A 24918-nucleotide genomic window follows, 5' to 3' on the forward strand; every position below is an offset into this window, starting at 1 on the left:
GTCATGAAGCTCGTCGGTTGGGGTGTCGCGCTGGCTTTGGCCTTGAGCGTGGCCGCGTGCCAGAAATCCAGTCCCGGGAACGTGGACGCGAAACGCCTCGAGGCGGCGGCCACGAACGGCGAATGGCTCTCCTACGGCAAGGACTACAACGAGCAGCGCTTCAGCCCGCTGGACAAGGTCAATGCGTCCAACGTCGGCCAGCTCGGCCTGGCCTGGTACGCCGAGTTCGACACCGACCGGGGCCAGGAAGCGACGCCGCTGATGGTCGATGGGGTGCTCTACACCTCGACCGCCTGGTCCAAGGTCTTCGCCTTCGACGCCAAGTCCGGCAAGCAGCTCTGGAAATACGATCCCGGCGTGCAGGGGGCCAAGGGCTTCGACGCCTGCTGCGACGTGGTGAACCGGGGCGTCGCCGTCTGGAAGGGCCGCGTCTACGTCGGCACCATCGACGGCCGGCTGGTGGCCCTGGACGCCAAGACCGGCAAGGTCGCCTGGAGCCAGCAGACCACCGACAACTCCAAGCCCTACACCATCACCGGCGCGCCGCGGGTGGTGAAGGACAAGGTGCTGATCGGCAACGGCGGCGCCGAGTACGGCGTGCGCGGCTACATCTCGGCCTATGATGCGGCCACCGGCAAGCTGGCCTGGCGCTTCTTCACCACGCCCAACCCCACCGGAGCCGCGGATGGCGCCGCCTCCGACAAGGTGATGGCCGAGAAGGTCAACGCCACCTGGTCGGACGGGGAGTGGAAGCAGACGGGCGGCGGCGGCACGGTCTGGGATTCCATGGCCTACGACCCGCAGCTCGACATCATGTACTTCGGCATCGGCAACGGCACGCCCTGGAACCATCAGAAGCGGTCGGGCGGCAAGGGCGACAACCTTTTCCTCTCCTCGATCCTGGCCTTGAAGCCGGACACCGGGGAGTACGTCTGGCACTATCAGACCACCCCGGCCGAGAGCTGGGACTACACCGCCACCCAGCACATCATGCTGGCCGACCTGAATATCGGCGGGAAGCCGCAGAAGGTGCTGATGCAGGCGCCGAAGAACGGCTTCTTCTACGTGATCGACCGGGCGACGGGTAAGCTGATCTCGGCCAAGCCCTATACCAACATCACCTGGGCCACCGGCGTCGACATGGCGACCGGACGGCCGATCGAGACCCCCGGGGCGCGCTACCAGACCTCGATGGTCCTGCAGGTGCCGGGGCCGTTGGGGGCCCACAACTGGCAGCCCATGGCCTTCAACCCGAAGACCGGCCTGGTCTACATCCCGCTGAACGTCACGCCGTTCGCCTACGCCGATGACAAGGGCGGCAGCTACAAGGCCGGCGCCTGGAACGTGGGCGTCGACTTCGTGATCAATTCCCTGCCCACCGACCAGGCGCAGATCACGGCGCTCACCTCGATGATCAAGGGCCAGCTGGTGGCCTGGGACCCGGTGAACCAGAAGGCGGTCTGGACGGTGAACCACCCCTACTTCTGGAACGCCGGCGTGCTGTCGACGGCCGGCGGCCTGGTCTTCCAGGGCGCGGCGGAAGGCCAGTTCTCGGCCTATGACGCGGCGAACGGCAAGGCGCTCTGGACCTACAAGACCGGCAACGGCGTAATCGCCGCGCCGATGAGCTACGAGCTGGACGGCGAGCAGTATGTGGCGGTGATGGTCGGCGTCGGCGGCGGCGGCCAGATCTCGGCGCCGGGCTCTATGCCCACGCGGCCGCGCCTGCCGGGTCGGCTGCTGGTGTTCAAAGTGGGAGGCAAGGCCACGGCGCCGGAGTTCCCGGCCACGACCAAGCCGGCCATCGACCTGACCAACGTCAGCTCGACCGGCGACGTGCAGCACGGCTTCGAGCTGTTCCACAAGAACTGCCAGGTCTGCCACGGCCCCAACGCCTCGGGCGCCTGGCTCCCGGACCTGAAGACGTCGCCGATGGTGATGACCGCCGACAACTGGAAGGGCGTGGTCATCGACGGCGCCAGCGCCAGCCGCGGCATGGCCAGCTTCGCGCGGTTCCTGAACGCCAAGGACGCCGAGGACATCCGCGCCTACGTGCTGCTGGAGGCCCGCAAGGCGGCGCAGGCGACCGCGCCGCCGCCGCCGACGCCCGCCGGCTAGGGCAGCACCGCCGCGAACTGCTCGGCGATCCAGTCGGCCTGGTCGTCGGAGAGGATCAGCGGCGGGGCGATGCGGATGGTGTGCTCGTGGGTCTCCTTGGCCAGGAGGCCCCGGGCTTGCAGCGCTTCGCAGATGCGCCGCGCGCCGCCGGCGTCGTGGTTCAGCTCGACGGCGATCATCAGGCCGCGGCCGCGGACTTCCTTGACGCGCGACGCCTTGATCCCCGCCAGCTCGGCCTGGAGCCGGGCGCCGACCCGGGCGGCGTTCTCGATCATGCTTTCCTCGGTCAGCACCTTCAGCGCCGCGCGGGCCACCGCGCAGGCCAAGGGGTTGCCGCCGAAGGTGGAGCCGTGCTCGCCGGGGTGCAGGACGTCCATGACCTCGGTGTTCGAGAGCACCGCCGACACCGGATAGAAGCCACCCGAGAGCGCCTTGCCGATCAGGGTGAGGTCGGCCTCGATCCCCTCGTGCTCCTCGGCCAGCAGCTTGCCGGTGCGGCCGAGGCCCGTCTGGATCTCGTCCAGGATCAGGATGACGTTGTGCCGGGTGCAGAGCTCGCGCACCCGCGTCAGATAGCCGGCGGGTGGGACGATCACGCCGGCCTCGCCCTGGATCGGCTCGACCAGGAAGGCCACGGTGTCGGGGCCGATGGCGGTCTCCAGGGCGTCGGCGTCGCCGAACGGGACCATCCGGAACCCCGGCGCGAAGGGGCCGAAGCCGCCGCGCGACTGCGGGTCGCTGGAGAAGCCGACGATAGCCACCGTGCGGCCGTGGAAGTTGTCGGCCGCCACGATGATCTCGGCCTGGCCATCCGGCACGCCCTTGACCTCGTAGCCCCACTTGCGGGCCACCTTCAGCGCCGTCTCGACCGCCTCGGCGCCCGAGTTCATCGGCAGCACCTTGTGGGAATTCGTCAGGGCGCAGAGCTCTTCGTAGAACGGCGCGAGCTGGTCGTTGCGGAACGCCCGCGAGGTGAGCGTCAGCTTGGCCGCCTGCTCGACCATGGCGGCCAGGATCTTCGGGTGGCAGTGGCCCTGGTTGACGGCGGAATAGGCCGAGAGGCAGTCCAGGTAGCGATTGCCGTCGACGTCCCAGACATGGACGCCCTCGCCACGGGTCAGCACCACGTCCAGCGGCTTGTAGTTCTTGGCGCCGTACAGGGCCTCGGTCTCGATGTAGCGGGTGGCGAGCGTACGCTTGAGCGCGATGTCGTTCATCTGGAGGCTCCCTATTCGGCGGCGTGCAGCTGGGCGGCGGGGACGGTGGTGCGGTCGAGCCGCAGGGTCATGCAGTAGGAGGCGCCGCCCGAGAGGATGAACGGGTCCAGGTCCACTTCGACCAGGCTGTAGCCGCGGGCGCGCAGCTTGGCCTTCAGGCTGTCCGGGGCGCGGGCCATGATCACCTTGGCGTCGAGGTTCACGGCGTTGACGCAGAACGCGGCGGCTTCCGCGGCCGTGGCCTCGATGCGCTGGTGTTCCGGCACACGGGCGTGGATTGCAGCCAGGGCCTGGGGCGTGAAGGCGGCCGGGTAGTACAGCACCTTGCCGCCCGCCAGCGGGCAGAAGCAGGTGTCGAGGTGATAGAACTGCTCGGTGGCCAGTTCCAGCGCGACCGTCTCGTGGCCGAAGGTCTTGCGGATGAAGGGGATCGCGCCCTGGCTGGAGCGGGGGCCGTAGCCGCACCAGAAGAACCGCCGCTCGGCGTCCCAGATCGCGTCGCCCGCGCCCTCGTGGAACAGGCCGTCCGGCAGGTCGACGATCTCGTGGACCAGGCCGCGGGTCTTCAGCCGCTGGAAGACCGAGCGGAACACCGGCTCCTCGCCCTGGCGCTCGGCGTGGCGGAAGCGGGCCAGGAGCACCTTGCCGTCCAGCACGACGGCGGCGTTGGCCGGGAAGACCAGGTCCGGCAGGCCCTTCACCGCGCCGATGGTCTCCACGTGGGCGCCGGCGGCGATCAGCGCGGCGCGCAGCGCGGCGGAGCCGGCGCGGGCGGCGGCGGCGTGCGCCGGCGTCCAGCCCTTGGGGTCCATCCACGGATTGATCCGGTAGCTGACGTCGAAACAGCTGGGATCGGTCATCAGGAAGGTGGGGCGGTCCATGCGGGCTCCTGCGGGCATCGTCGCAGGTCAGGGTCGCTCCGGAGGGTGTTAGCGTATAGTCCGCAACCTGATACAATACGCTGATCAGGTTGTCGTTTCGTCAGGATGGGGCGCCGATATGGTGGATGAGCTGGACCAGAGGCTGATCGGCCTCCTGCGCGCCGACTCGCGCACGCCCGCCGCGAGTCTGGCCAAGGCGCTGAAGGTCTCGCGGGGGACCGTGCAGAACCGGATCGAGCGGCTGGTCGCCCGGGGCGTGGTCCAGGGCTTCACGATCAAGACCCGCCCGGACATGGACGCCAACCGGGTGCGCGCCGTCATGACCATCGCCATCGAAGGCGAGCGGTCCGGCGCGGTGGTCAAGGCGCTGAAGGGCTTCCCGGAAGTCTCCGCCGTCCACACCACCAACGGCCGCTGGGACCTGGTGGCCGAGCTGGACGTCGAGACCCTGGCCGCCTTCAGCCAGGCCCTGGACCGTATCCGCCAGATCGAAGGCATCGCCTCGACAGAGACGTCGATCCTGCTGGCGACCCAGAAGCTATGAGCCGCTGATCCCATCCGCCAGGACGCGAGGCCGCACACGGGTTCGGAGCTCGCGCAGGAAGGCGTCGGGCATGGTCAGCAACGCGTCGTGCCCACCACCCGGGAGCACGGCGATGTCTTTCAAGGGGGCCTCAACCTCCGACAGGTAGCGCTCAGTTGGCTCTTCGGGCGTGTAGAGGTCCCGGTCGCCCTGGAATATGAAGATCGGCACGCTGAACCGCCCACCGATGCGCCGCGCGTCGAATTCGGCGACCTCGTTGAAGGACCCGGCCTGGGCGACCTTCGGAGCGGCGAGATAATCGTGGGTCTGTTTGAGGCTCATCTGCGGCGCGACCAGGAGGAGGGGCGCCATCCGTTGGAAGAGGTGTTGCTCGGCAGGCGTGTCGACGGTCGCCAACCATTTCCGCTGCACGAGGAGCTCGGCCAAGTCCTTGTAAGGCGGCGGGCCAAGCCGGCGGAGTTCGTCCACGCCGTCGCGGACGCCCGCCGCCCGCAGTCGTTCGAACACCCGTTCGTAAGACAGCGTTTCCTGTTCGGCCTTGCTCGACATCTGGCCGGCCCCGACGTACGCCGCGAACAGGTCCGGCCGTCGTTGGATCATCTCGAGGCCGACGGCGGAACCCCACGAGTGGCCGAGCAGGATCACCCGAGCCCCCGGCAGCCTGCGCTGCACATGCTCGGCCACCTCCAGCCCGTCGCGCGCGATCCGGTCGATGCTGATGGGCTGGGGCCCGTTGCGGCTGAACGTGCGGCCCGCGTCGCGCTGGTCCCACTGCACGACCGTGAATTCCGACTCCCATGGCCGGAAGACGCGCGTCAGCGGCGACATGGCGAAGCCCGGGCCGCCGTGCACGACGATGATGACGGGGTTGGCGCGATGGAGCCCCCGCATCTGCACCCATTGGGCGACGCCACCGATGTCGATGAAGCCGCTCTCATCGACGCCGTCGGGCGTGGCGATCGCCAGGTTCCGGGCCTCGCGCCATTGAAGCACGCTCCGCGTCACCAGCAGGGCGCTGACCAGCGCTACGACCACAACGACGACGACCAAGGCGATATGGGCGAGTCTCAAGGCGACCTCATCGGGAGCTGGACTGTGGCTGGCCCACATCGAATGATCAAATGTGATCGCGCGATGGTCCCGGCGGGGGCGCGGAGCTAAGCTCCAGGCCATGAACGCCCCCTTCAAGACCGACGCGCTGCCCGAGTGGCGGCTGGACGACCTCTATGCCGACCGCGAGGATCCGCGGATCGAGGCGGACCTCGTCGAGGCCGAGCGGCTGAACGGCGAGCTCGCCAAGCTGGAGGGGCGGCTCGTCGCGACCCGCGACCGGCCGGCCGAGCTGGGCGGGATCATCGATCGCGGCATCGAGCTCTACGAGCAGGCCACCAACGCCATGTGGAGCGTCGGCGCGTTCGGCTCGCTCTCGGCCTCGGTGGCGCGGGACGATCCGGCCTGGTCGAAGTTCGAGTCCGACCTGCGCGCGCGGTCCGCCCAGATCGCCCAGCTCAGCCTGTTCTTCACCCTCGAGATCAACAAGCTGGACGACGTGGAGCTGGAGGCGGCGCTTCGGGCCAACACGTCCGCCCAGCGCTGGCGGCCCTGGTTGCGGCGGGTGCGCGCCGGACGGCCGCACGAGCTGTCGTCCGAGCTGGAGAAGCTGTTGCTGGACAAGGCGCCGGCCACCGCCAACTGGGGCCGCCTGTCGGACGAGACCCTGGCCAAGCTGTCGGCCAGGGTGGGCGGCGAGACCCTGACTTTGTCCGAGCTGCTGAACCGGATGTCGAGCCCCGACGCGGCCCAGCGCAAGGCGGCGGCCGCGGCCCTTTCGAAGGCGCTGGGCGAGCGCACCTCGACCCTGGCGCTCTGCCTGAACACGCTGGCTTTCGAGAAGCAGGTCGAGGACCGCTGGCGCAAGTTCGACAGCCCCGCCGCGGGCCGCCATCTCGCCAACGAGGTGGACGCCGACGCGGTCGAGGCCCTGGAGGCGGCGGTGGTCGAGAGCTACGCCTCGGTCAGTCACCGCTACTATGCGCTCAAGGCCAAGGTGCTGGGTCGCGATTGCCTCGACCACTGGGACCGCAACGCCCCGCTCGATACGTCCCAGCCGCGGACCTACACATGGGACGAGGCCAAGAGCACGGTGCTGGAGAGCTTCCAGGCCCTGGCGCCCCAGTTCGCCGACATCGCGCGGACCTTCTTCACCAACCCCTGGATCGACGCCCGACCGCGGCCCGGCAAGCAGTCGGGCGCCTATTCGCACTCGGTGACGGCCACCCGGCACCCGTTCGTGTTCATGAACTACATGGGCGAGCGGCGCGACGTGCTGACCCTGGCCCACGAACTGGGCCACGCGGTTCACCAGACCCTGTGCAAGCCGCTGGGCACCCTGCTGGCCGACACGCCGCTGACGCTCGCCGAGACGGCCTCGATCTTCGGCGAGGGCCTGGTGTTCGAGAAGCTGCTGGCCGAGGCCTCGAAGGCGGAGCGGCGCGGGCTGCTGGCGGGCAAGATCGAGGACGGAATCAACACGGTGGTCCGCCAGATCGCGTTCCACCGCTTCGAGACCCGCTTCCACGCCGCGCGCCAGCAGGGGGAATTGTCCGCCGACGAGATCGGCGGGCTCTGGGTGGAGATCATGGCCGAAAGCCTCGGGCCGGCCGTGCGCCTGGACAAGGGCTATCGTCACTACTGGGCCTACATCAGCCACTTCGTACACTCGCCATTCTACGTCTACGCCTATGCGTTCGGGGACCTGCTGGTCCGCGGTCTGATGGAGAAGCGCCGGGAGGATCCTGTGGCCTTCGCGCCGCTCTACGAGAAGCTGCTGGCCGGCGGCGGCGCCAAGACCTACGTCGAGGCCCTGGCCGTGTTCGGGCTGAACCCGCGCGAGAAGGCCTTCTGGGCGGCGGGGATGCGGCAGCTGGAACGGCTTGTGGACGAGTTCGAGGCCCTGGTCTGAGCCCTCAGGCCTTCGACCAGGCTTCCCAGAGCAACTGCCCGCCGACCAGGATCATGAGCACGTAGATCAGGGTGTAGAACCGCGCCGCGTCGATCCGGCGGACAAGCCAGACGCCGGCGAAGGTGCTGGCGATGGCCACGGGCAGGAGCGCGGCGGCGGTCAGCAGGTTCTGCGCCGTGAACTGGCCGAGCGCCCAGTAGGCCGGGACCTTGATCCAGTTGATGGCTGCGAAATAGATCGCCGTGGTCCCGACCAGGCTGGCGGGCGCGAGGTTCCGGGGCAGAACCCACATCTGGAACGGCGGCTGGCCGGCGTGGGCGATCTGGCTGGTGAAGCCAGAGGCGGCGCCCAGCGCCACGCCCAGCGCGGTATCGGCCGCGGGCGGGACATTCCGCGGCGCCTGGACCCGGCCGCCGCGCGCCAGCCACAGCCGGTGGAGGGCGAACAGGATCGAGATCGCTCCCAGGACCGCGAGGATGGCCGTCGACGAGACCTTCGCCGCCAGCAGGTAGCCCAGCACGATGCCGACCACGGCGCCCGGCAGCATGACCGCCAGCACCCGCCGGTCCCAGGTCTTCCGGAAAGCCCACACGCCGACCACGTCCTGGACGATCAGGATCGGCAGCAGGATGGCGGCGGCCTTCACCGGCGAGATGGCCAGCGCCAGCAGCGGCATGGCCACCGCACCCACGCCCGAGAATCCGCCCTTGGCGAGTCCCATCAGGATCACGGCCGGGATGGCCAGCGCATAGAACAAGGAGTCGGTGAGCATCCGGTCCGGGCCTAGCGTGGCGCCGCGGGCGGGGCAACGGGAGCGCGGACGTTGCGCCGGCCGGCGGGCTTGCTAGTGATGCTCGATCCAAGGGGGACCTCGATGAGTTTCAAACTTGCCGCAGCGATCGCTGCCTCGCTGGGCCTGTCGTGCGCCGCCGCCCATGCCGCCGAGCCGCCGTTGCTTCCCTTGAGCGAGACCGAACAGGCCCAGCCGTCCCTCCCGCCGGTCCTGACCCTGCGCGACCGGGCCAAGGTTGTGGACGCGATCCTGGCCGACCGGCTCGAGACGGTGGTTCCGAAGCTCATGCGCGAGCAGGGGATCGACATGTGGGTGCTGGTCGCCCGCGAGTATCTGGAAGACCCGGTGGTGGCGACTATGTTGGACGCCGAGAGCCTGCGGGCCCGGCGCCGCACCATCCTGGTGTTCTTCGATCCGGGCGGCGGCAAGCCGGTGGAGCGCCTGACCGTCAGCCGTTACGGCCTGGGCGGCCTGTTCAAGCCGGTGTGGAATCCCGACGCGCAGCCCGACCAATGGAAAGCCCTGTCCGAGGTGATCGAGGCCAAGGACCCGAAGAAGATCGCGGTGAACACCTCCTCGCTCAGCGCCTTCGGCGACGGCATCACGCTAAGCCAGCACACTGAGATGGTCGCCGCGCTGTCGCCGGCGCTGCGTGGCCGGCTGGTGTCCGGCGAGGGCCTCTCCGTCGGTTGGCTGGAGACCCGTACGCCGCTGGAGATGAAATACTACGCCGGCATCGTGCGGCTGGCGCATGCCGTGCTGGCCGAGGGCTTCTCGTCCAAGACCATCAAGCCCGGCGTCACGACGGCCGACGACGTGGTCTGGTTCTATCGCGAGCGGCTGGCGCGGCTGGGGATCGACACCTGGTTCCACCCCTCGGTCGGGATCACCCGGCAGGGCGCGAAGGACCTGCTGGAAGGTGACGCGGTCATCCAGAGGGGCGACCTTCTCTGGTGCGATTTCGGCGTCACCTATCTGCGCCTTAACACCGACACCCAGCACCTGGCCTATGTGCTGAAGGACGGCGAGACCGACGCTCCAGCGGGCCTGCGGGCCGGTCTGGCGGCGGCGAACGGCGTCCAGGACGCCCTCACCTCGTCCTACGCGGTCGGCAAGACTGGCAACGAAGTCCTGGCCATCGCCCGCGCCAAGGCGATCGCCAAGGGCCTGAAGCCGTCGATCTACTCCCACCCGCTCGGCTACCACGGCCACGGCGCCGGCCCGGCCATCGGCATGTGGGACGACCAGAACGGCGTGCCGCACGGCGAGTTCAAGATCCACCCGGACACCGCCTGGTCGATCGAGCTCTCGGCCTTCGCCCCCGTGCCCGAGTGGGGCGGCCAGGAGGTGCAGTTCCGCACCGAGGAAGACGCCTTCTACGACGGCCGGCAGGTACGGTACCTCGATGGGCGGCAGACGGCGCTGACCCTGATCAGGTAGGCCGCCGTTCGCGTCGACTTGCGGATCTCGCTCGGGACGCGAGCGGGGTGGCGCATCGCGGCGATTCAATGCATGAGCGCGCTCCCGTTTTTTTCCGGAGCCCATTATGCGTTTGCCCTCGCTTGCCTTCGTCGCCCTGATCTCGCTGGCGGGCTGCGACAAGCCCGAGGCGATCAAGGTCTCGCAGGCCGCCGCGGCGACGCCGGCAGGCCTGACGATCGGCGGCGACGGCCTGCCGCGCGTGAAGCCCGGCCTCTGGGAGGTCCAGGAGACCTCGGAAGGCCAGACCGAGACCACGCGCCACTGCACGGGCGCCGAGGTGGACGCCGACCTGCGCGAGATGCTCACGCGCGAGACTCCCGGCTGCAAGACCGAACGCTCGGCGAACCCCGGCGGTCTGAAGGTCAAGGCGCTGTGCGATCAGGCCGGCGGCCTGAAGACCGACAGCACGATCGTGATGACGGGTTCGGAAGACGCTTACGAAATGAAGGTCGGCATCTACCTGGTAAGCGCGGACGGGACGCGTGAGGGCAGCGAGTCGGTTCTCAAGGCCCGCTGGACCGGCGCCTGCCCGGCCGGCGTCAAGCCGGGCGAGGACGTGGAATAGGGTTTGGCGGCGGCGGCGCTCACCGCCCTTCCCGCACGAGGTCCAGGACCCAGTTGTCCTCCCAGGTGCGGCCGCCGTCGATGGAGAACGACTGCACGAAGTGGGCCGTGTCGCGCCCGGCGTGGGTCCAGACGTAGCGGACGAAGATCGCGCGCCCGCCAAACACCTCGTAGTCGTAGAGCTCGCCCCGGCCATTCCTGAACCTGCCGATGGTCGGGGGCAGCATGAGCTGCCCCTTGGCGGCGTTGACCAGGTAGATGCTCCACTCGCCGCTGTCGGGGTTGTAGAGCCGCAGGGTCTGGCCATCGATGCGCTTGCCGTCCTTGGTGGAGACGTCGAAATCCTCGAAATTGCCCCGGCCGCCCGCCAGTTTGCGGGTCTTGGACGTACCTTCGTATTCGAGCCAGACGTCAGAGCCGGAGAGCGGCTTCTCCAGCTTGCGCAGCTTGGCCTTCCAGTCGCCGATCAGGAAGTCGAACCCGCCCCAGCCATCCGGGTCGGCCGCGCTGTTGGCGGGACCGGCGGCGGGGGCCTGGGCGAAGGCCGGCTGGGCGCAGAGCAGGGCGGCGGCGAGCGCGCCGGCTTGAAGGAGACGATGCATGTGGACCTCACGTGAAGCGGTGAGGCCTTATGCGGTCCAATAACTGACACCGAGCGTCAGGATTTATCGGGCGCGTAGATTTTCGTCAGGCGGCCGGCGATCTCGCCCATCCGGGTCCGCAGCTCCGGGGGCGACAGCACCTCGGCGTCCGCGCCCAGCTTAAGAAAGTCCGATGCGGCGTGTTCGACGGACTCGATCGGGACGGTGACCCGCGCCCAGCCCGCATCATCGACCTCTGCGGCGCGGGCGGCGCGCTCGGCCACCGGGCTGACGTTGCAGATGGCCTTGAGGCCCGCCGGCGACAGGCGCAGCACCGCCTCGCCCCTGTAGAGACGGTCCTCGAAGTCGCGGACCCAGGCCTGCCAGTAGCCTGGCAGGTCGAAGGCCGCGGGCCGCTCGAAGGTCTCGGGCAGTAGGTCCAGGGCCTGGATGTTCGAAACGCGGTAGGTGCGCGGCTTCCCGCCCGACTGGGCGACCGCGTACCAGACGCCCGCCTTCAGGGCCAAGCCGAGGGGCTTGAGGTCACGGTCGACGACCCCGGTCCAGCTGTCGTAGCGGATGCGGATCCGGCGTGCGGTCCAGACGGCCTCGGCCAGCTGCGGCAGCACCTCGGTGTGATCGGCGTTGCGGTACCAGCCGATGGGATCCAGGTGGAAGCGGCTGCCGATCCGCGCCGCGCCGCTGCGACCCTCGGCGGGCAGGGCGGCCAGCAGCTTGAGCTGGGCCGCCGCCATGGCGTCGCCCAGGCCCAGGTCGGCGGCGGGGCCGGGCAGGCCCGACAGGAACAGCGTCTCGGCCTCGGCGGGGCTCAGGCCCGTCAGCCGGGTGCGATAGCCCTCCAGAAGCTGGAACCCCCCGCAGCGGCCACGGTCGGCGTAGACCGGCACGCCCGCCGCGCTCAGGTGGTCGATGTCGCGGTAGATGGTGCGGACCGAGGTCTCGAACTCGTCGGCCAGCGCCTGGGCCGTCATCCGTCCCCGGGTCTGGAGCAAGAGCAGGATGGAGAGCAGGCGGCTCGCACGCATGGGCGGAGCCTAGCAGCCAAACCGGACATGTAATGTCAGCTATTCGCGCATCGTGTAGCCGCGCGGCCGGCGGGCGAACCAGCCCGCCACGACGCACGAGACCTCGCCCTTGCGGACCGTGACGGTGGTGCGGCGGCCGGGGCCGGGCTGGAAGGTGACGGTCTCGCCGGGCGCCTGGACGGTCACGGCGCCGGGGCCGCTGAACTGGCAGACGCTGTAGCTGTCGGGGTTCATGAACCCATCCTCGCGGAACGCCGAACAGCTCACGTCGCCCAGATGCCGGGTGAAGCTGACCTTGTTGTAGGTGAAGGTCTTCGGCGGCTTGTGGCCGACCACCGAGAGCTGGGGCCGGTCAACCACGGGGCAGGGCGGCCCGGCGATGGTCCACTGCTTCTTCTCGGCCTGCAGCCCGGCCCAGGTCCGATAGACGTCGATCCCCGGGATGGCGGCCAGCAGGAGCAGCATCCCGCCCAGGCCGGCGTTCTGGAAGAAGACGTCACGCCTGGACGATCGGCGAACGCGCCGCTCCAGAGTCTCGAAGTCCTTCATCTCTGGACCGCTCTCCATTTCCACGGAGAGAACTACGAATGTAATTTCTGGAGCGCCGCAAGAGGCTGGCGGCGATTTTTCTTACATTTGTAATCAAAGGCGGGGCGTCGGCCTCAGCCCCAGGTCTCCTGCGCGCCCCGCCGGCGGGCCGGCGGAAGCGCGGGCCGGGGCCCCGGCCGGCCGAACAGCCAGCCCTGGCCGAGCCGGACGCCCAGGCCGGCCACCTGCTGGGCCACGTCCTCGGTCTCGATCATCTCGGCCACCGTGACGACGCCGAGTTCGGCGCACAGTTCGGCCAGGCGTCGCAGCAGGGTCACGTCGCGGGGACGGGTGTCGAGGGCGCGGACGAAGCGTCCATCGAACTTGATGATGTCGGCCTCCAGCTCGCGCAGGTAGTCCAGCGACGCGGACCCTGCGCCGAAGTCGTCGAGGCAGACCACATGGCCCGCCGCCCGCAGGCGCTGGATCTGGGCGTTGGCCGCGGGAAGATCGGAGAGCCTGTGGCTTTCGGTGACCTCCAGCATGAGCCGTGGCCTCAGCGCCGGGAACGCCGCGGTCGTGAGGAGGACCTCGTCCACGAAGCTCGGCGATTCCAGAGAGAAGGCGCTGAGGTTGGCGGCGATGCGGGTGTCCGGCGTGGAGTCCCTCAGCGCGGCCGCGACGGTCTTCACGATGGTCAGGTCGAACTCGACGACCAGGCCGAGCTCCTCGGCCAGCTTGATCGTCTCCGCGGGGCCTCCGCCGCCCTCGAAGCGCGTCAGGGCCTCGTAGTGGTGTATGTTGCGGGTCCTGAGGTCGACGACGGGCTGGTAGACCAGCTCGAAGCGGCCATCGCGGACCATTTCCTTGAAGCGCTTGGAATCGGCCACGGTCTTGCGCAGCGCTGCGTCGAAGCCCTGGGCGGCGGCGGTCGGGCCGTCCTCAATGCAGCGGTCCAGGGCATAGCGGATCGCCCTCAGGCTCTCGCCGGGGGACGTGGGATCCAGGGCCAGCTCGCCGGACGACATCTCGACGCTGGGCCCGGCGAGTTCGCGGATGCGCCGGGCGAGGACCTCGGGTCCCCCGGGGCCGGAGCGCAGCATGGCGAACCGCTCGGAGCCGAGGTCGGCGGCGGGCGTCCCGCCGTATGAGGCCGCGCGCAGGACAGCGGCCAGCTTGCGCCGCGCGGTCTCCGCGGCCTCGGGATCCATGGCGGCGAGCGCCGGCGCGAGGCCGGTGAACTCCAGGAGATCGACGTGCAGGGGCGAGCCGGTCTGCTCGGCGTGCTTGAGCAGGCTGAGCGCCGCCGTCTCGAAGTCTTCGCGGCTGGTGAGCCCGGCCGCATCGACCTGGACCTGCGCCGGGCTTGGCTGCCAGAGGCTCAGGGCGGCGGCCACGCCGCTGCGCTCGGGCATCTGGAACAGCGAGAGGGTCGCTGGCTGGACGCCCTTCTGGCCGGCGAGGCCGACCTTGAAGGGGCCACGGCGTTCGCCCGGGCGAAGATCGTGCAGCACGGCCTCGATCAGGTCGGCGTCCGCTGCGTCGATCAGGTCGAGGAACCGCTCCCCGGCCAGGGACTCGGCCTGGCGGCCGACCAGTTGGCCGCCGGCGCCGGTCCCGAAGACGATCCGCCCGTCCCTGGCCACCTCGAGCACCATGTCGGCGCTGGCGAAGACGAAGGCGAGGAGCTGGAGCACGCTGGGCGTGTCCGAGGCCGGCCGGCGGCGCGCCGCGGCGCCCGACTCGACCCTGCTCAACAATGCCGCCATCCCTCTCCACCTCGACCGCGAGAACCACAGCGATGGGGACCCGGCCGCTGCACGTCGAAGGGGATACCCGGACAGTGCTTACGGGGTGTTGAACGCCGGAGAGATTTGTTCGAGGGGCGGGCCCCTCAGAACATCGGATCGGGCGGCGGGCGCTTCTTCTTCCGGCTCGGGCGCTCCCACATCACGCCCGGATAGCCTTTCAGCGGGGCCAGGGGCTCACCCAGGTAGGTCCAGTCCGCCTGCTGGCCGAGGTTCATGTGGTAGCGCGGCTCGCGGCCGGTGCGGGTCGTGAAGAGGGCGCGAGGGACATTGACCATCTGCGGCGATCGGGCGCGCTCGTAGAAGAGTGGCGTGCCGCAGCGGGCGCAGAAGCTGCGGGCCGTCCCCGCCGCCTCGTCCTCGAAGCGGGTGACGTGGTCCTCGCCCTCCAGCACCCGGAAGCGGCTGCGCCAGCTGCCGACATAGGTGGCGTAGGCTGCGCCGTGCGCGTGGCGGCTGGCGGCGGAGTGATCGTGCCACGCCCAGCGGGCGGGGACGCCGATCTCAACCTGGACCGCGCCGCAGACGCAGGCCCCCACTGCGACGTCGCCCCTGGCCATCAGCCGGCTTCCAGCCAGTCCAGGATCGCGGCGTTGGCTTCGCGCGGGTAGGTGTGGCTCAAGTCTTCGATCTCCAGATAGGTCACCGCCGCCCCGGCGCGGCTCAGGCCCCGGGCCGCCTCGCGGGCCATGTCGATCGGGAACATCCAGTCCAGTGCGCCATGCACGATGTGGATCGGCAGCCCCGTGATCCGCCCGGGCTCGGCGAAGCTGGCCAGCATCGGGTGGAAGGCCGCCGAAACCGGGGCCAGGTGGGTGAAGGGCGAAGTCGGCTCCAGGCCGCTGACGTAGCAGAACGTCCCCCCGTCGCTCATGCCGGTCAGCAGGATCCGGCGCTCGTCGATGTTCCAGCGGCCCCGGACGTAGTTCAGCAGTCGGCCAAGGTTGGGGGTGTCCGGATCCTCGCCGCTGATCGCCCAGGTGCGGCCGATGGCCGTGGGCGCCGCCAGGATGGCGCCACGGCTGCGGGCGTCGCGCAGCCAGTTCCAGAGGAACGCCCGGCCATTGCCGCCACCGCCATGCAGGGCGACCACCAGCGGCCATGCGGTCTCGGGGTCGTAGTACTCCGGCACATAGGCCGAAAACCCGCCGCGGGAGTCCGGGGCGTTGTCGTAGTGCAGGACGCCGGTGTCCTTGCTGGGCTCGGCCCTGGCGAGGCGGCGCAGCAGGTCGGCGTCGTCGCGCACTGCAGCGTCGAGGAAGAATCGACTGACCGGCGCCAGATTGTGCGCCAGGGGATAGAGCGCTTCCTGCGCTTGTGGCAGGTGGCGCAGCGCCCGGAAGATGGCGGTCAGGCGGTCCGGGTCCTGCGGCGCGGCGCGCAAGCCGTCGTAGGCGGCCAGCGCCTCGTTGGCGGCGGTGATCAGGCAGGTGCGGATCCGGTCCAACTCGGCGGGCCAGGCGTCGAGCCGGCGGCCCTGGGCGCGGAGGTCCGCATCGGGCTGGCCGACCGCGGCCATCACGGCGTCGAAGTCCGGCGGGTTCAGGTGGCGCGCGACGAAGCCCAGACGTTCCAGCGCCTGCAGCAGGGGCGGCAGGAAGGCCACCAGGTCGTCAAGTTCGCGCTCTTCCACCGATCCCCTCGCAGCCCGGGACTCCAACCTAGGATGCGAGCCCGGAAATGAAAGCCTAGGGCGGGAAAGCCAGGACGCGGAGCGCCGGCGCCTCCGACAGCCGCAGGACCCGTTTCAGTTCGGCGACCTTCGGCGGTTGGCCCGACAGGCCGATGTCGCCGGCCGCGATCGCCTCGGCGAGGCCGCGGTGGCCCATCCAGACCCGGACGAAGGCCTCCAGGTCGGCCGACAGGACGACGTCGACCGCTTCGCCGGGGTCCTTCAGGCAGACCTCCACGTCGTCGCTGCGGAGGATCATCCACCAGTAGCGGCGGGCGGCGTGGGCCCGCGGGATACCTCGGAAGTCGAACCGCAACACGATCTGGCGGTCCGGCAGTTCCGACTGGGAGATCTGCCGGCGCATGCCCCACATCAATAGCGTTGGGTCCAGCTCCTCGTGGGCGATGCGGCCCTGGCCATGGCGCTGGCCCCAGTCGGACATCAGGGTGACGATCCCGCCCAGGTGTTCGCCGGCCGGGGTGAGGCGATAGAGCTTGCCCTGGGCCAGCGGCTCGGTGGCGATGACCCCCGCCTCCTCCAGCTCGGCGAGGCGCTGCACCAGCAGCGCCCGCGACATCAGCGGCACGCCGCCGTGGACCTCGGTGAACCGCTTGGGTCCGAAGCAGAGTTCGCGCACGATGAGCGGCGTCCATCGCTGGGCGAAGATCTCGGCGGTCTTGGCGACCGGGCAGAATTGTCCGTAGCCCTTCATGTGGCCGAGGGTCGTCGGATGAACGCGGTTCGACAAGTTCATTCTTCGAACTGGAAGCCGAGCGGCCATCTGGAGGAAGAGGATGCCAAGACTTCCGATTGAGGACCATCCGATGACCGTCAACGTCAAAAGCCCACCCGCCACGACCATCCCCACCGACTGGGTGCGCCGCGCCCACGACCTGGGCCCGCAGATCGCCGCCCGCGCGGCCGACGCCGACGAGAGCGACGCCTTCGTGGCCGAGAGCCTGGCGCTGCTGAAGGCCGAAGGCTTCCACACCGCCGCGGTCCCGGCCGAACTGGGGGGCGGCGGGGCCAGCCACGCCGAGCTCTCGGCCATGCTGCGGGTCCTGGCGACCTACTGTGGCTCGACCGCGCTCGCCCTGGCCATGCACACCCATGCCGTGGCCCTGCCGGCCTGGCGCTGGCGCCGCACGCCGGAGGCGGTCGAAGGCCTGCTGAAGCGGGTGGTGGCCGAGGGCCTGACCCTGGTGTCAAGCGGCGGCTCGGACTGGCTGGACGGCTCGTGCAAGGCGACGCCGGTGGACGGCGGCTTCCGGGTCAGCGGGCGCAAGGTGTTCGCCAGCGGCTGCATGAGCGGCGACCTGCTGGTCACCATGGCCGTGCTGGACGCGCCCGAGGGCCCGACGGTCATGCACATGGCGATCCCCATGAAGGCCGACGGACTGAAGATCCTCGACACCTGGCGGACGCTGGGCATGCGCGCCACCGGCTCCCACGACCTGGAGCTCGACCAGGTGTTCGTCCCTGATGCCGCGGTCACGGTGAAGCGACCCGCCGGCAAATGGCACCCGCTGATGCACATGGTCACCCTGATCGCGTTCCCGCTGATCATGAGCGTCTATGTCGGCCTGGCCGAGGCGGCGCGGGAGAAGGTCCTGGCGCTCGCCGGAGCGCGCAAGGCGTCGGCGGACACCGAGCTGCTGATCGGCGAGATGGAAACGCAGCTCAGCGCCGCGCGGCTGGCGCTGGGCGACATGCTCGCCTGCGCGGCGACCGACGAGCCGGGCCCGGACGCCACCAGCCGGATCATGACCGGCCGCACCCTGGTGGCGCGGGGGGCGATCGCCGCGGTGGAGAAGGCCATGGCCGCGGCCGGCGGCGCCGGCTTCTACCGCCGCACCGGGCTGGAGCGGATCTGGCGCGACGTCCAGGCCGCCCGCTACCACCCGCTGCAGGAAAACGCCCAGGCGCGCCTCGCCGGCCGGCTGGCGCTGGGCCTGCCCATCGACGGCTGAGTCTGCCTGCACAGGTTTCCCGCCGCCTGCTTCGGGGCGGCGGGGTATCTGCTTGCGATTTTTCAAACGACCGTTAGACCCGTTGGGAATGGCCAACGACGCGACAGACAAGACCGGTTCTTCGAAGGAAGCCTACGACGACCGGCCGTTCCATTTCGACAACCTTCCACCCGAGGTGCGGGCGCCGCTGGCGCCCTACGCGGGCGCGGAGCCGCCGACGCCGGCCTGGTTCCGGTGGGCCGTCGCGCAGGAGCCTGAGCGCGGCTTCGTCACTTCGCACGGCACCCAGATCGAGACCCTGACCTGGGGCGAGCCGGGCAAGCCCGGCCTGCTGCTGGCCCACGGCAACAGCGCCCATGCCGACTGGTGGAGTCCGCTTGGCCCGTACCTGGCGAAAGACTTCCGCGTGACCTCGATGTCGCTGGCCGGGATGGGCAATTCCGAATGGCGCGAGACCTATCGGTTTCATGACTTCGCCGACGACGCCGAGGCCGTCTCCCGGGCGACGGGCCTGTACGACGGGGGGCGCAAGCCGATCTATATCGGCCACTCGTTCGGCGGCGGGCAGGTGTTTTTCGCCGCGGCCCGGTACCCGGAGCACATGCATGCCGCCGTACTGGTCGACACCGGCTTCGGCGGGCCGCCGCCGGAGGTGATGGAGGCCCAGGCCAAGCGGCGCGAGTTGCTGGCCAATATCCCATCCGCCGACCGGCCCAGCCGGGTCTATCCCACCATCGAGGCGGCGCTGGAGAGGTTTCGCCTCATGCCGCCTCAACCGACCGAGAACCACTATGTGCTCGACTTCATCGCCCGCCGCTCGTTGAAGCGCGCGCCGCTGCCGGACGGCTCGGGCGAGGGCTGGACCTGGAAGTTCGATCCCCAGATGTGGGAGAAGCTGGACCGGACCGACGGGCTGATAGGCGGCAATATGCCGGAGCTGGCCGTGCCGGTGGTCCACATCTACGGCGAGAAGAGCCGGATCGTCGAGCGGCGGGGGGCGGGCGAGCCCAGCTTCCTGGACAGCCAGGTGATGAACATCGAGATCCCGGATTCGCATCACCACGTGATGATCGACCAGCCATTGGCCCTCGTGGCGGCGCTTCGCACGCTTCTGGCCACTTGGCCGCATTGAACCGCGCGGGCGGTTCGTGTATCGCCCGCCCCGACTTCCCATTCATCCGAGAGTGAAATCCAGATGGCCGGAGCTTCTTCCGACTACCAGCGCGGCGGCATGGACATCGCCGAGCAGACCGCCACCTTCCACCTGGTCATGGGCCTGACCAAGTGGGGCTCGCTCTACATCAGCGCCGCCCTGCTGTTCTTCGTCCTGCTGTTCTGCACCCACACCGGTTTCGTCGGTTCGGCGATCACCGCCGTGGTGATGGCGGTGCTGGGCACCCTGCTGCTGCGCGACAAGAAGACCGTCGCCGCGCACTGACGCCTTCCAGGCCGCACGACCTCGACCAGCCTCCGCGCAAGCGGAGGCTTTGTCGTGCCTGGTCCCTAGGGACGCGGTTGTTTTTCGGGTGAGGCCGAGCCGGCTGAACAATGCTCGGCGGCCGGGCATGGCCTTGCGTCCTTCCCGGCCTAATCCCTGGCGGCGGGAAGAATGTTGCGCCGCACTGCTGCAGTGCGGCATGAACTTTCAAACGGCCGTTCGAAACCGCCGGCCGGGGCGGCTGGACAAGGTGTGAGAACGCCCCCTATGGTCGCGCCGCAATCGCGCCGATCGGGGGATTTCGCGGACCATGGCCGTCATCGCCGTCACCAAGGAGCGCCGCGCCGGGGAGACCCGTGTGGCCGCCGTCCCCGAGACGGTGAAGAAGCTCATCGGCGCCGGATTCTCCGTGGTCGTGGAAAGCGGCGCGGGCGTTTCCGCCGCCTATCCCGACGCGGACTACACGGCCGCCGGGGCCATGATCGCCAAGACCGCCAAGGACGCGATCGGCAAGGCCGACATCCTGTTCAAGGTGCGCCCGCCCGAGGCCGACGAGATCAAGGCGCTGCAGAAGGGCGCGATCGTCGTCGCCACCCTGAACCCCTACATGGAACGCGCCACGCTGGACGCCCTTGCCAAGCAGGGCGCCACCGCCTTCGCCATGGAGTTCGTGCCGCGGATCACCCGCGCCCAGGTGATGGACGTGCTGTCCTCCCAGGCCAACCTGGCCGGCTATCGCGCGGTGATCGAGGCCGCAGAGGCCTACGGCAAGGTCATGCCGATGATGATGACCGCCGCCGGCACCGTCGCCGCGGCCAAGGTGTTCATCATGGGCGTCGGCGTCGCGGGCCTGCAGGCCATCGCCACCGCCCGGCGCCTCGGCGCGGTCGTGACGGCCACGGACGTGCGGCCGGCCACCAAGGAACAGGTCGAGAGCCTGGGCGCCAAGTTCCTCGCCGTCGAGGACGAGGAGTTCAAGAACGCCCAGACCGCCGGCGGCTACGCCAAGGAGATGAGCAAGGAATACCAGGCCAAGCAGGCCGAGCTCGTCACCAGCCACATCGCCAAGCAGGACATCGTCATCACCACGGCCCTGATCCCCGGCCGGCCCGCGCCGAAGCTGGTCAGCGCCGCCCAGGTGGCCTCCATGAAGCCCGGCTCGGTGCTGGTGGACCTGGCCATCGAGCAGGGTGGCAACGTCGAGGGCGCCAAGCTGGGCGAGGTCTTCGAGACCGCGAACGGCGTGAAGATCCTGGGCGTGGCGAACCTGCCCGGCCGGGTCGCCACGGACGCCTCGGCCCTTTACGCCCGCAACCTGTTCGCCTTCGCCGGGCTGTTCCTCACCAAGGAAGGCGCCTTCGCGCCGGACCTGGAAGAAGAGATCCTGAAGGCCGCCCTGGTCACCCATGGCGGCGCGGTCGTCCACCCGAACCTCAAAGCCTGATCCGGAGCTGAAACGATGGATGTCGATCCCACGGTCTTCCGCCTGGCGATCTTCGTGCTCGCGATCTTCGTGGGCTACTATGTGGTCTGGAGCGTCACGCCGGCCCTGCACACGCCGCTGATGGCGGTGACCAACGCCATTTCCTCGGTGATCATCGTGGGCGCCCTGCTGGCGGCCGCGGCCAGCGGCGCGAACGGCGAGCTGACCACCAACATCATGGTCTCCAAGGGCGCCGGCGCTGTCGCCGCGGCCTTCGCTGCGGTGAACATCTTCGGCGGCTTCCTCGTCACCCAGAGGATGCTGGCCATGTACAAGAAGAAGGACAAGGCGAAGTGAGCGCCGACACCCTCTTGGGGGTGCTCGCCATCGTAGCCTTCAGTCTGGCCGGCTTCGCCGCGCTGTCCGCCGGGGGGCTCATCGGCAGGCTCCCGCCGCGCGCGCGGCGGGTCGTGACCGCCGTCGGCTGGGCGGTCTACGCCCTCTTCCTGTCGGGCATGGTCTATCGGTCGCTGCTCATGGAGCGCGGATTGGTCGAGCGCGGCCACCTGTCGCAGGCCGCGGGGCTCGCGGCTTGGGCGGCGGTCAGCCTGGTGCTTGGTATTCTGACGGTCCGCCGGATCGCGCGGACACTCTCACAAACGGACCATCACACGGGGACGGGGGCCTCCGCATGAACGCCAATATCGCGGCCATCCTCTATCTCGTCTCCGGGGTGCTGTTCATCCTGGCGCTGCGGGGCCTCTCGTCGCCGACCACCAGCCAGGCGGGCAACCGCAACGGCATGATTGGCATGGCCATCGCGGTCGCGACGACGCTCTGGCTGCTGGGGCCGAAGCTGGACCCGCTGACCATCGGCCTGATCCTGGGCGGCGTCGTGCTCGGCGGCGGCGTCGGCGCCCTGATCGCGCGGCGGGTCGCCATGACCGCCATGCCGCAGCTGGTCGCCACCTTCCACAGCCTGGTCGGCGCGGCCGCCTGCCTGGTCGCCGTGGCGGCGATCTATACCCCGGCCGCCTACGGCATCCTGGGCGACGACGGGCGCATCCACCTCAATTCGCTGATCGAGCTGTCGCTGGGCCTGGCCATCGGGGCCGTGACCCTCACCGGCTCGGTGATCGCCGCCCTGAAGCTGAACGGCAACATGAGCGGCGCGCCGATCATGCTGCCGGCCCGCCACCTGCTGAACCTGGCCCTGGGCCTGGGCATCGTCGCCCTGGTCGTCGTCCTGGTGATGAGCGGCGGCTCGGCGCTGTGGGCGTTCTGGGGAATCCTGGTGCTCAGCCTGGTTATCGGCGTCACCCTGATCATTCCGATCGGCGGCGCGGACATGCCGGTCGTGGTCTCGATGCTGAACAGCTACTCCGGCTGGGCGGCGGCGGCCCTCGGCTTCACGCTGGAGAACATCACCCTGGTCATCACCGGGGCGCTGGTGGGCTCGTCGGGCGCGATCCTCAGCTACATCATGTGCAAGGCGATGAACCGCAGCTTCGTCTCCGTGATCCTGGGCGGTTTCGGCGCGGACGACAGCGCCGCCGCGGCCGGCGGCAAGGTCGAGACCCGGCCGGTGAAGCAGGGCTCGGCGGACGACGCGGCCTTCATCATGAAGAACGCCAGCAAGGTGATCATCGTCCCCGGCTACGGCATGGCCGTGGCCCAGGCCCAGCACGCGCTGCGCGAGATGGTCGACAAGCTGAAGGAGGAGGGCGTGGAGGTGAAGTACGCCATCCACCCCGTGGCGGGCCGAATGCCCGGCCACATGAACGTGCTGCTGGCCGAGGCCAACGTCCCCTACGACGAGGTCTTCGAGCTGGAGGACATCAACGCCGAGTTCGCCACCGCCGACGTGGCCTTCGTCATCGGCGCCAACGACGTCACCAACCCGGCCGCCAAGACCGACCCGACCTCGGCGATCTACGGCATGCCCATCCTGGATGTAGAGAAGGCCCGCACCGTGCTGTTCGTGAAGCGCGGCATGGCGGCAGGCTACGCCGGCGTGGAGAACGAGCTGTTCTTCAGGGACAACACCATGATGCTGTTCGCCGACGCCAAGAAGATGGTCGAAGGCATCGTGAAGGGGCTCTGAGCGCCCCTTCCGCCGGCGACGTCAGCCGAAGATGTCGTCGCTGCCCAGGCCGCGGCCGGTGATGACGATCGGGTTGTCCTCGCCGCCCAGGACGTTGCCGCGCCAACCGACCAGCACGTATCCATCGAGGACGCCGTCGCCGTCGACGTCGACGTCCACGCGGGTCAGCGGCGGCCCGACCAGGGTCGGCCCGAAACCGCCACCCCCGCCGCCGCCGTCGCCGCCATGATCGGGCCGCAGCGTCGGATGGGTCGGATCGACGCCTTGTCCCGTGAAGCCGCCCTCGCCGCCGTCGCCGCCGTCGGTCGTGGGCGGCGCCGTCCTGTCGTCGGAGCCGGGCCTCTGCGGAAGCTGGACGAACCGGCCGTTGGCCAGGGTCAGCCTGTCGCCTTCCAGCCGGCTGAAGTCGAGAATGGTTCCGAGCAGCGTGTCGGCGTGGCCCAGCTGGACCGGCGCCTGGATCACGAAGGTGTCGGCGCCCTCACCACCCTCGGCGACCGCGTTGGTCGTGAGCTCGATCCGGTCGTCGCCGCCGCCGCCTTGCAGCAGGTCGTGGCCGCCGCCGCCGCGCAGGGTGTCGTTGCCGGCGCCGCCGACGATGTGCTCGTCGGCCGACGTGCCGACCAGGTTGTCGTCGCCATCCGTGCCGTGGATGACCACGGGAGCCTCCGCTTCGGCCTTGGCCGAAGCCACCGCCGCGGGCTCGGCCTTCGCGGCCGGCGCAGGCTCGGCGGGCGCGACGGCCGGCGCCGAGGCGGGTGCTTCCTCGCGCGGCGCCGCGGCCGGCGCTGGCTCTTGCGAGGGCGCCATCAGGGCGACCACCGCGGGCGCGGCGCCGGACGTCGAGGGATGCAGGGTCGCACCCTGGGTCGCCAAGTCGCGGTCCTGGGACGGACCGTCCGCCTCCGGCGGAGGCGGTGACGGTTCGGTCGGCAGCTCCGGCGGCTTCTCCGCCGCTTCGGCTTCCCCGCCGACTCCGGTGGTCTCGTAGAAGAAGCTGGTGGCGACCACGAGCGCCAGGAAGGTCTGGCCCTGGCGGGCTGTGAGGCCGAAGGGCAGGATCGTGGCCGACTGCGGCGCGACGTCGCCCTCGGTCGCCTCGAGCCGCTCGCGCAGCGCCGTATGCAGGTCGGCGTTCTCATTCACCGCGTCGTCCACGGCCGAGTGGACCACGAACGTCCCGTCTATGCGGGCCACGTGGATGAGCACGTCGCCGTCGCTGTCGGTGACGACGCACCACGGGTCGCCCTCGTCGGTGGCTCCGAAGACCACCTCGACGCGGATACCGCTGGCCGACAGGCGATCGGCCAGGTCCTGCAGGCGCGCACGCTCAGCCGCGGTCCAATCGCCGCTGTCGCGCACACGATTAACGAAGGGAACGACCTGACCCATCGGTTCGGGAAGCATCTCCTGGGGGCGCTAGCCGGTGGCCCGGTCCTTCCGGACCTCGGACACGCTCTCGGCGCCGAACAGCAGTCTATATAGTTCGGGTTCGTAATAGCGCAGCAGCGTTTTGGCGAATTCGCCGGGCTCCAGGCCCAACGCCTCGGCCCACGCGCCCTGGGTCTCGATCGGCAGGCGGCCCAACCCGCTCTCTACCTGCGAGACGAACGTATAGTAGCGCAGCCCCACCTTCTCGGCCAGTTCGGCCTGGGTGAGCCGGGCCTCTTCTCGCGCGGTCTTCAGCCAGCGGCCGGCCTGCTGGCGCAGCACCTTGATCTGGGCGGCCTTGGCGGGATCGGTCGCGGGTCTCGGCATCATTGGCTCCGGAGCTTGCAAAGCGCCCT

The 24918-nt window shown here is 69.7% G+C and carries 25 protein-coding genes; 12 read left to right on the forward strand and 13 right to left on the reverse strand.

Going from position 1 to position 24918, the window contains the following annotated elements; all coding sequences use genetic code 11:
• The first annotated feature begins 3 nt into the window (after positions 1-3).
• The gene (locus EPO51_RS27110) at positions 4-2118 is read left to right on the forward strand and encodes a PQQ-dependent dehydrogenase, methanol/ethanol family (protein WP_293357264.1); all 2115 of its coding nucleotides are present in this window, start codon (positions 4-6) and stop codon (positions 2116-2118) included.
• On the opposite strand, the gene rocD is transcribed toward EPO51_RS27110, so the two are convergent.
• Positions 2115-3335, reverse strand: a complete 1221-nt coding sequence (gene rocD / locus EPO51_RS27115; RefSeq protein ID WP_293357266.1) for an ornithine--oxo-acid transaminase — start codon at positions 3333-3335, stop codon at positions 2115-2117. The genes EPO51_RS27110 and rocD overlap by 4 nt on opposite strands.
• A gap of 11 nt (positions 3336-3346) precedes the next feature.
• On the reverse strand, positions 3347-4216 hold the full coding sequence (locus EPO51_RS27120) for a dimethylarginine dimethylaminohydrolase family protein (RefSeq protein WP_293357268.1): 870 nt from the start codon (positions 4214-4216) through the stop codon (positions 3347-3349).
• Positions 4217-4334: 118 nt separating this feature from the next.
• On the opposite strand from EPO51_RS27120, the gene EPO51_RS27125 reads away from it, so the two are divergent.
• Positions 4335-4760: an Lrp/AsnC family transcriptional regulator gene (locus EPO51_RS27125; RefSeq protein WP_293357270.1), complete on the forward strand. Its 426-nt coding sequence runs from the start codon at positions 4335-4337 to the stop codon at positions 4758-4760.
• Here the strand turns inward: EPO51_RS27125 and EPO51_RS27130 are convergent.
• Positions 4755-5948, reverse strand: a complete 1194-nt coding sequence (locus EPO51_RS27130) for an alpha/beta fold hydrolase (protein WP_293357272.1) — start codon at positions 5946-5948, stop codon at positions 4755-4757. The two genes, EPO51_RS27125 and EPO51_RS27130, sit on opposite strands and share 6 nt — an antisense overlap.
• Between EPO51_RS27130 and EPO51_RS27135 the strand changes: the two genes are divergently transcribed.
• The gene (locus tag EPO51_RS27135) at positions 5932-7722 is read left to right on the forward strand and encodes a M3 family oligoendopeptidase (protein WP_293357274.1); all 1791 of its coding nucleotides are present in this window, start codon (positions 5932-5934) and stop codon (positions 7720-7722) included. The genes EPO51_RS27130 and EPO51_RS27135 overlap by 17 nt on opposite strands.
• A 4-nt stretch (positions 7723-7726) precedes the next feature.
• Here the strand turns inward: EPO51_RS27135 and EPO51_RS27140 are convergent, their stop codons facing one another.
• Positions 7727-8494 (reverse strand): sulfite exporter TauE/SafE family protein, encoded by a 768-nt coding sequence (locus EPO51_RS27140; protein ID WP_293357276.1) that lies wholly within the window; start codon positions 8492-8494, stop codon positions 7727-7729.
• Between the two features lie 102 nt (positions 8495-8596).
• Between EPO51_RS27140 and EPO51_RS27145 the strand changes: the two genes are divergently transcribed.
• Positions 8597-9955 carry a M24 family metallopeptidase gene (locus tag EPO51_RS27145; protein ID WP_293357278.1) on the forward strand — a complete coding sequence of 453 codons (1359 nt, stop codon included), beginning with the start codon at positions 8597-8599 and terminating at the stop codon, positions 9953-9955.
• A gap of 106 nt (positions 9956-10061) precedes the next feature.
• Complete coding sequence (locus tag EPO51_RS27150) at positions 10062-10562, forward strand: DUF3617 domain-containing protein (RefSeq protein WP_293357280.1); 501 nt, start codon at positions 10062-10064, stop codon at positions 10560-10562.
• Positions 10563-10581: 19 nt separating this feature from the next.
• Here EPO51_RS27150 and EPO51_RS27155 read toward each other — a convergent pair whose 3' ends face one another.
• From EPO51_RS27155 to EPO51_RS27185, 7 genes are all read right to left on the reverse strand, one after another.
• Complete coding sequence (locus tag EPO51_RS27155; protein ID WP_293357282.1) at positions 10582-11163, reverse strand: hypothetical protein; 582 nt, start codon at positions 11161-11163, stop codon at positions 10582-10584.
• A gap of 56 nt (positions 11164-11219) precedes the next feature.
• Positions 11220-12188 (reverse strand): helix-turn-helix transcriptional regulator, encoded by a 969-nt coding sequence (locus EPO51_RS27160; RefSeq protein ID WP_293357284.1) that lies wholly within the window; start codon positions 12186-12188, stop codon positions 11220-11222.
• Positions 12189-12227: 39 nt separating this feature from the next.
• Positions 12228-12737: a hypothetical protein gene (locus tag EPO51_RS27165; RefSeq protein WP_293357286.1), complete on the reverse strand. Its 510-nt coding sequence runs from the start codon at positions 12735-12737 to the stop codon at positions 12228-12230.
• Positions 12738-12850: 113 nt separating this feature from the next.
• On the reverse strand, positions 12851-14473 hold the full coding sequence (locus EPO51_RS27170; RefSeq protein WP_293357288.1) for an EAL domain-containing protein: 1623 nt from the start codon (positions 14471-14473) through the stop codon (positions 12851-12853).
• Positions 14474-14610: 137 nt separating this feature from the next.
• Positions 14611-15084 carry a GFA family protein gene (locus tag EPO51_RS27175; RefSeq protein ID WP_293357290.1) on the reverse strand — a complete coding sequence of 158 codons (474 nt, stop codon included), beginning with the start codon at positions 15082-15084 and terminating at the stop codon, positions 14611-14613.
• Positions 15084-16157, reverse strand: coding sequence for a carboxylesterase family protein (locus EPO51_RS27180; protein WP_293357292.1), 1074 nt, complete (start codon positions 16155-16157; stop codon positions 15084-15086). Before EPO51_RS27180 ends, EPO51_RS27175 begins: the two co-directional genes overlap by 1 nt.
• Positions 16158-16212: 55 nt before the next feature.
• Positions 16213-16944 carry a winged helix-turn-helix transcriptional regulator gene (locus EPO51_RS27185; RefSeq protein WP_293357294.1) on the reverse strand — a complete coding sequence of 244 codons (732 nt, stop codon included), beginning with the start codon at positions 16942-16944 and terminating at the stop codon, positions 16213-16215.
• Positions 16945-17020: 76 nt separating this feature from the next.
• Here EPO51_RS27185 and EPO51_RS27190 point away from each other — a divergent pair, with 76 nt between their 5' ends.
• The 7 genes from EPO51_RS27190 (at position 17021) to EPO51_RS27220 (ending at position 23131) form a co-directional block, all read left to right on the forward strand.
• Positions 17021-18166, forward strand: a complete 1146-nt coding sequence (locus EPO51_RS27190; protein WP_293357296.1) for an acyl-CoA dehydrogenase family protein — start codon at positions 17021-17023, stop codon at positions 18164-18166.
• An 88-nt stretch (positions 18167-18254) separates the two neighbouring features.
• Entirely contained in the window at positions 18255-19298 is a 1044-nt protein-coding gene (locus tag EPO51_RS27195; RefSeq protein WP_293357298.1) for an alpha/beta fold hydrolase, read from the forward strand.
• A gap of 63 nt (positions 19299-19361) precedes the next feature.
• The gene (locus tag EPO51_RS27200) at positions 19362-19604 is read left to right on the forward strand and encodes an aa3-type cytochrome c oxidase subunit IV (protein WP_293357300.1); all 243 of its coding nucleotides are present in this window, start codon (positions 19362-19364) and stop codon (positions 19602-19604) included.
• A gap of 310 nt (positions 19605-19914) precedes the next feature.
• Positions 19915-21048, forward strand: coding sequence for a Re/Si-specific NAD(P)(+) transhydrogenase subunit alpha (locus EPO51_RS27205; RefSeq protein WP_293357302.1), 1134 nt, complete (start codon positions 19915-19917; stop codon positions 21046-21048).
• A 15-nt stretch (positions 21049-21063) separates the two neighbouring features.
• On the forward strand, positions 21064-21384 hold the full coding sequence (locus tag EPO51_RS27210; protein ID WP_293357304.1) for a proton-translocating transhydrogenase family protein: 321 nt from the start codon (positions 21064-21066) through the stop codon (positions 21382-21384).
• Positions 21381-21722, forward strand: coding sequence for a hypothetical protein (locus tag EPO51_RS27215; protein WP_293357306.1), 342 nt, complete (start codon positions 21381-21383; stop codon positions 21720-21722). The genes EPO51_RS27210 and EPO51_RS27215 overlap by 4 nt, the downstream gene beginning before the upstream one ends.
• Entirely contained in the window at positions 21719-23131 is a 1413-nt protein-coding gene (locus tag EPO51_RS27220) for an NAD(P)(+) transhydrogenase (Re/Si-specific) subunit beta (protein WP_293357308.1), read from the forward strand. The genes EPO51_RS27215 and EPO51_RS27220 overlap by 4 nt, the downstream gene beginning before the upstream one ends.
• A 21-nt stretch (positions 23132-23152) precedes the next feature.
• Here EPO51_RS27220 and EPO51_RS27225 read toward each other — a convergent pair whose 3' ends face one another.
• Entirely contained in the window at positions 23153-24523 is a 1371-nt protein-coding gene (locus tag EPO51_RS27225; RefSeq protein ID WP_293357310.1) for a calcium-binding protein, read from the reverse strand.
• A 27-nt stretch (positions 24524-24550) separates the two neighbouring features.
• Positions 24551-24889 (reverse strand): helix-turn-helix domain-containing protein, encoded by a 339-nt coding sequence (locus tag EPO51_RS27230; RefSeq protein WP_293357312.1) that lies wholly within the window; start codon positions 24887-24889, stop codon positions 24551-24553.
• Between the last annotated feature and the right edge of the window lie 29 nt (positions 24890-24918).

The sequence above is a fragment of the Phenylobacterium sp. genome, assembly GCF_004297125.1.
Classification (GTDB): domain Bacteria; phylum Pseudomonadota; class Alphaproteobacteria; order Caulobacterales; family Caulobacteraceae; genus Phenylobacterium.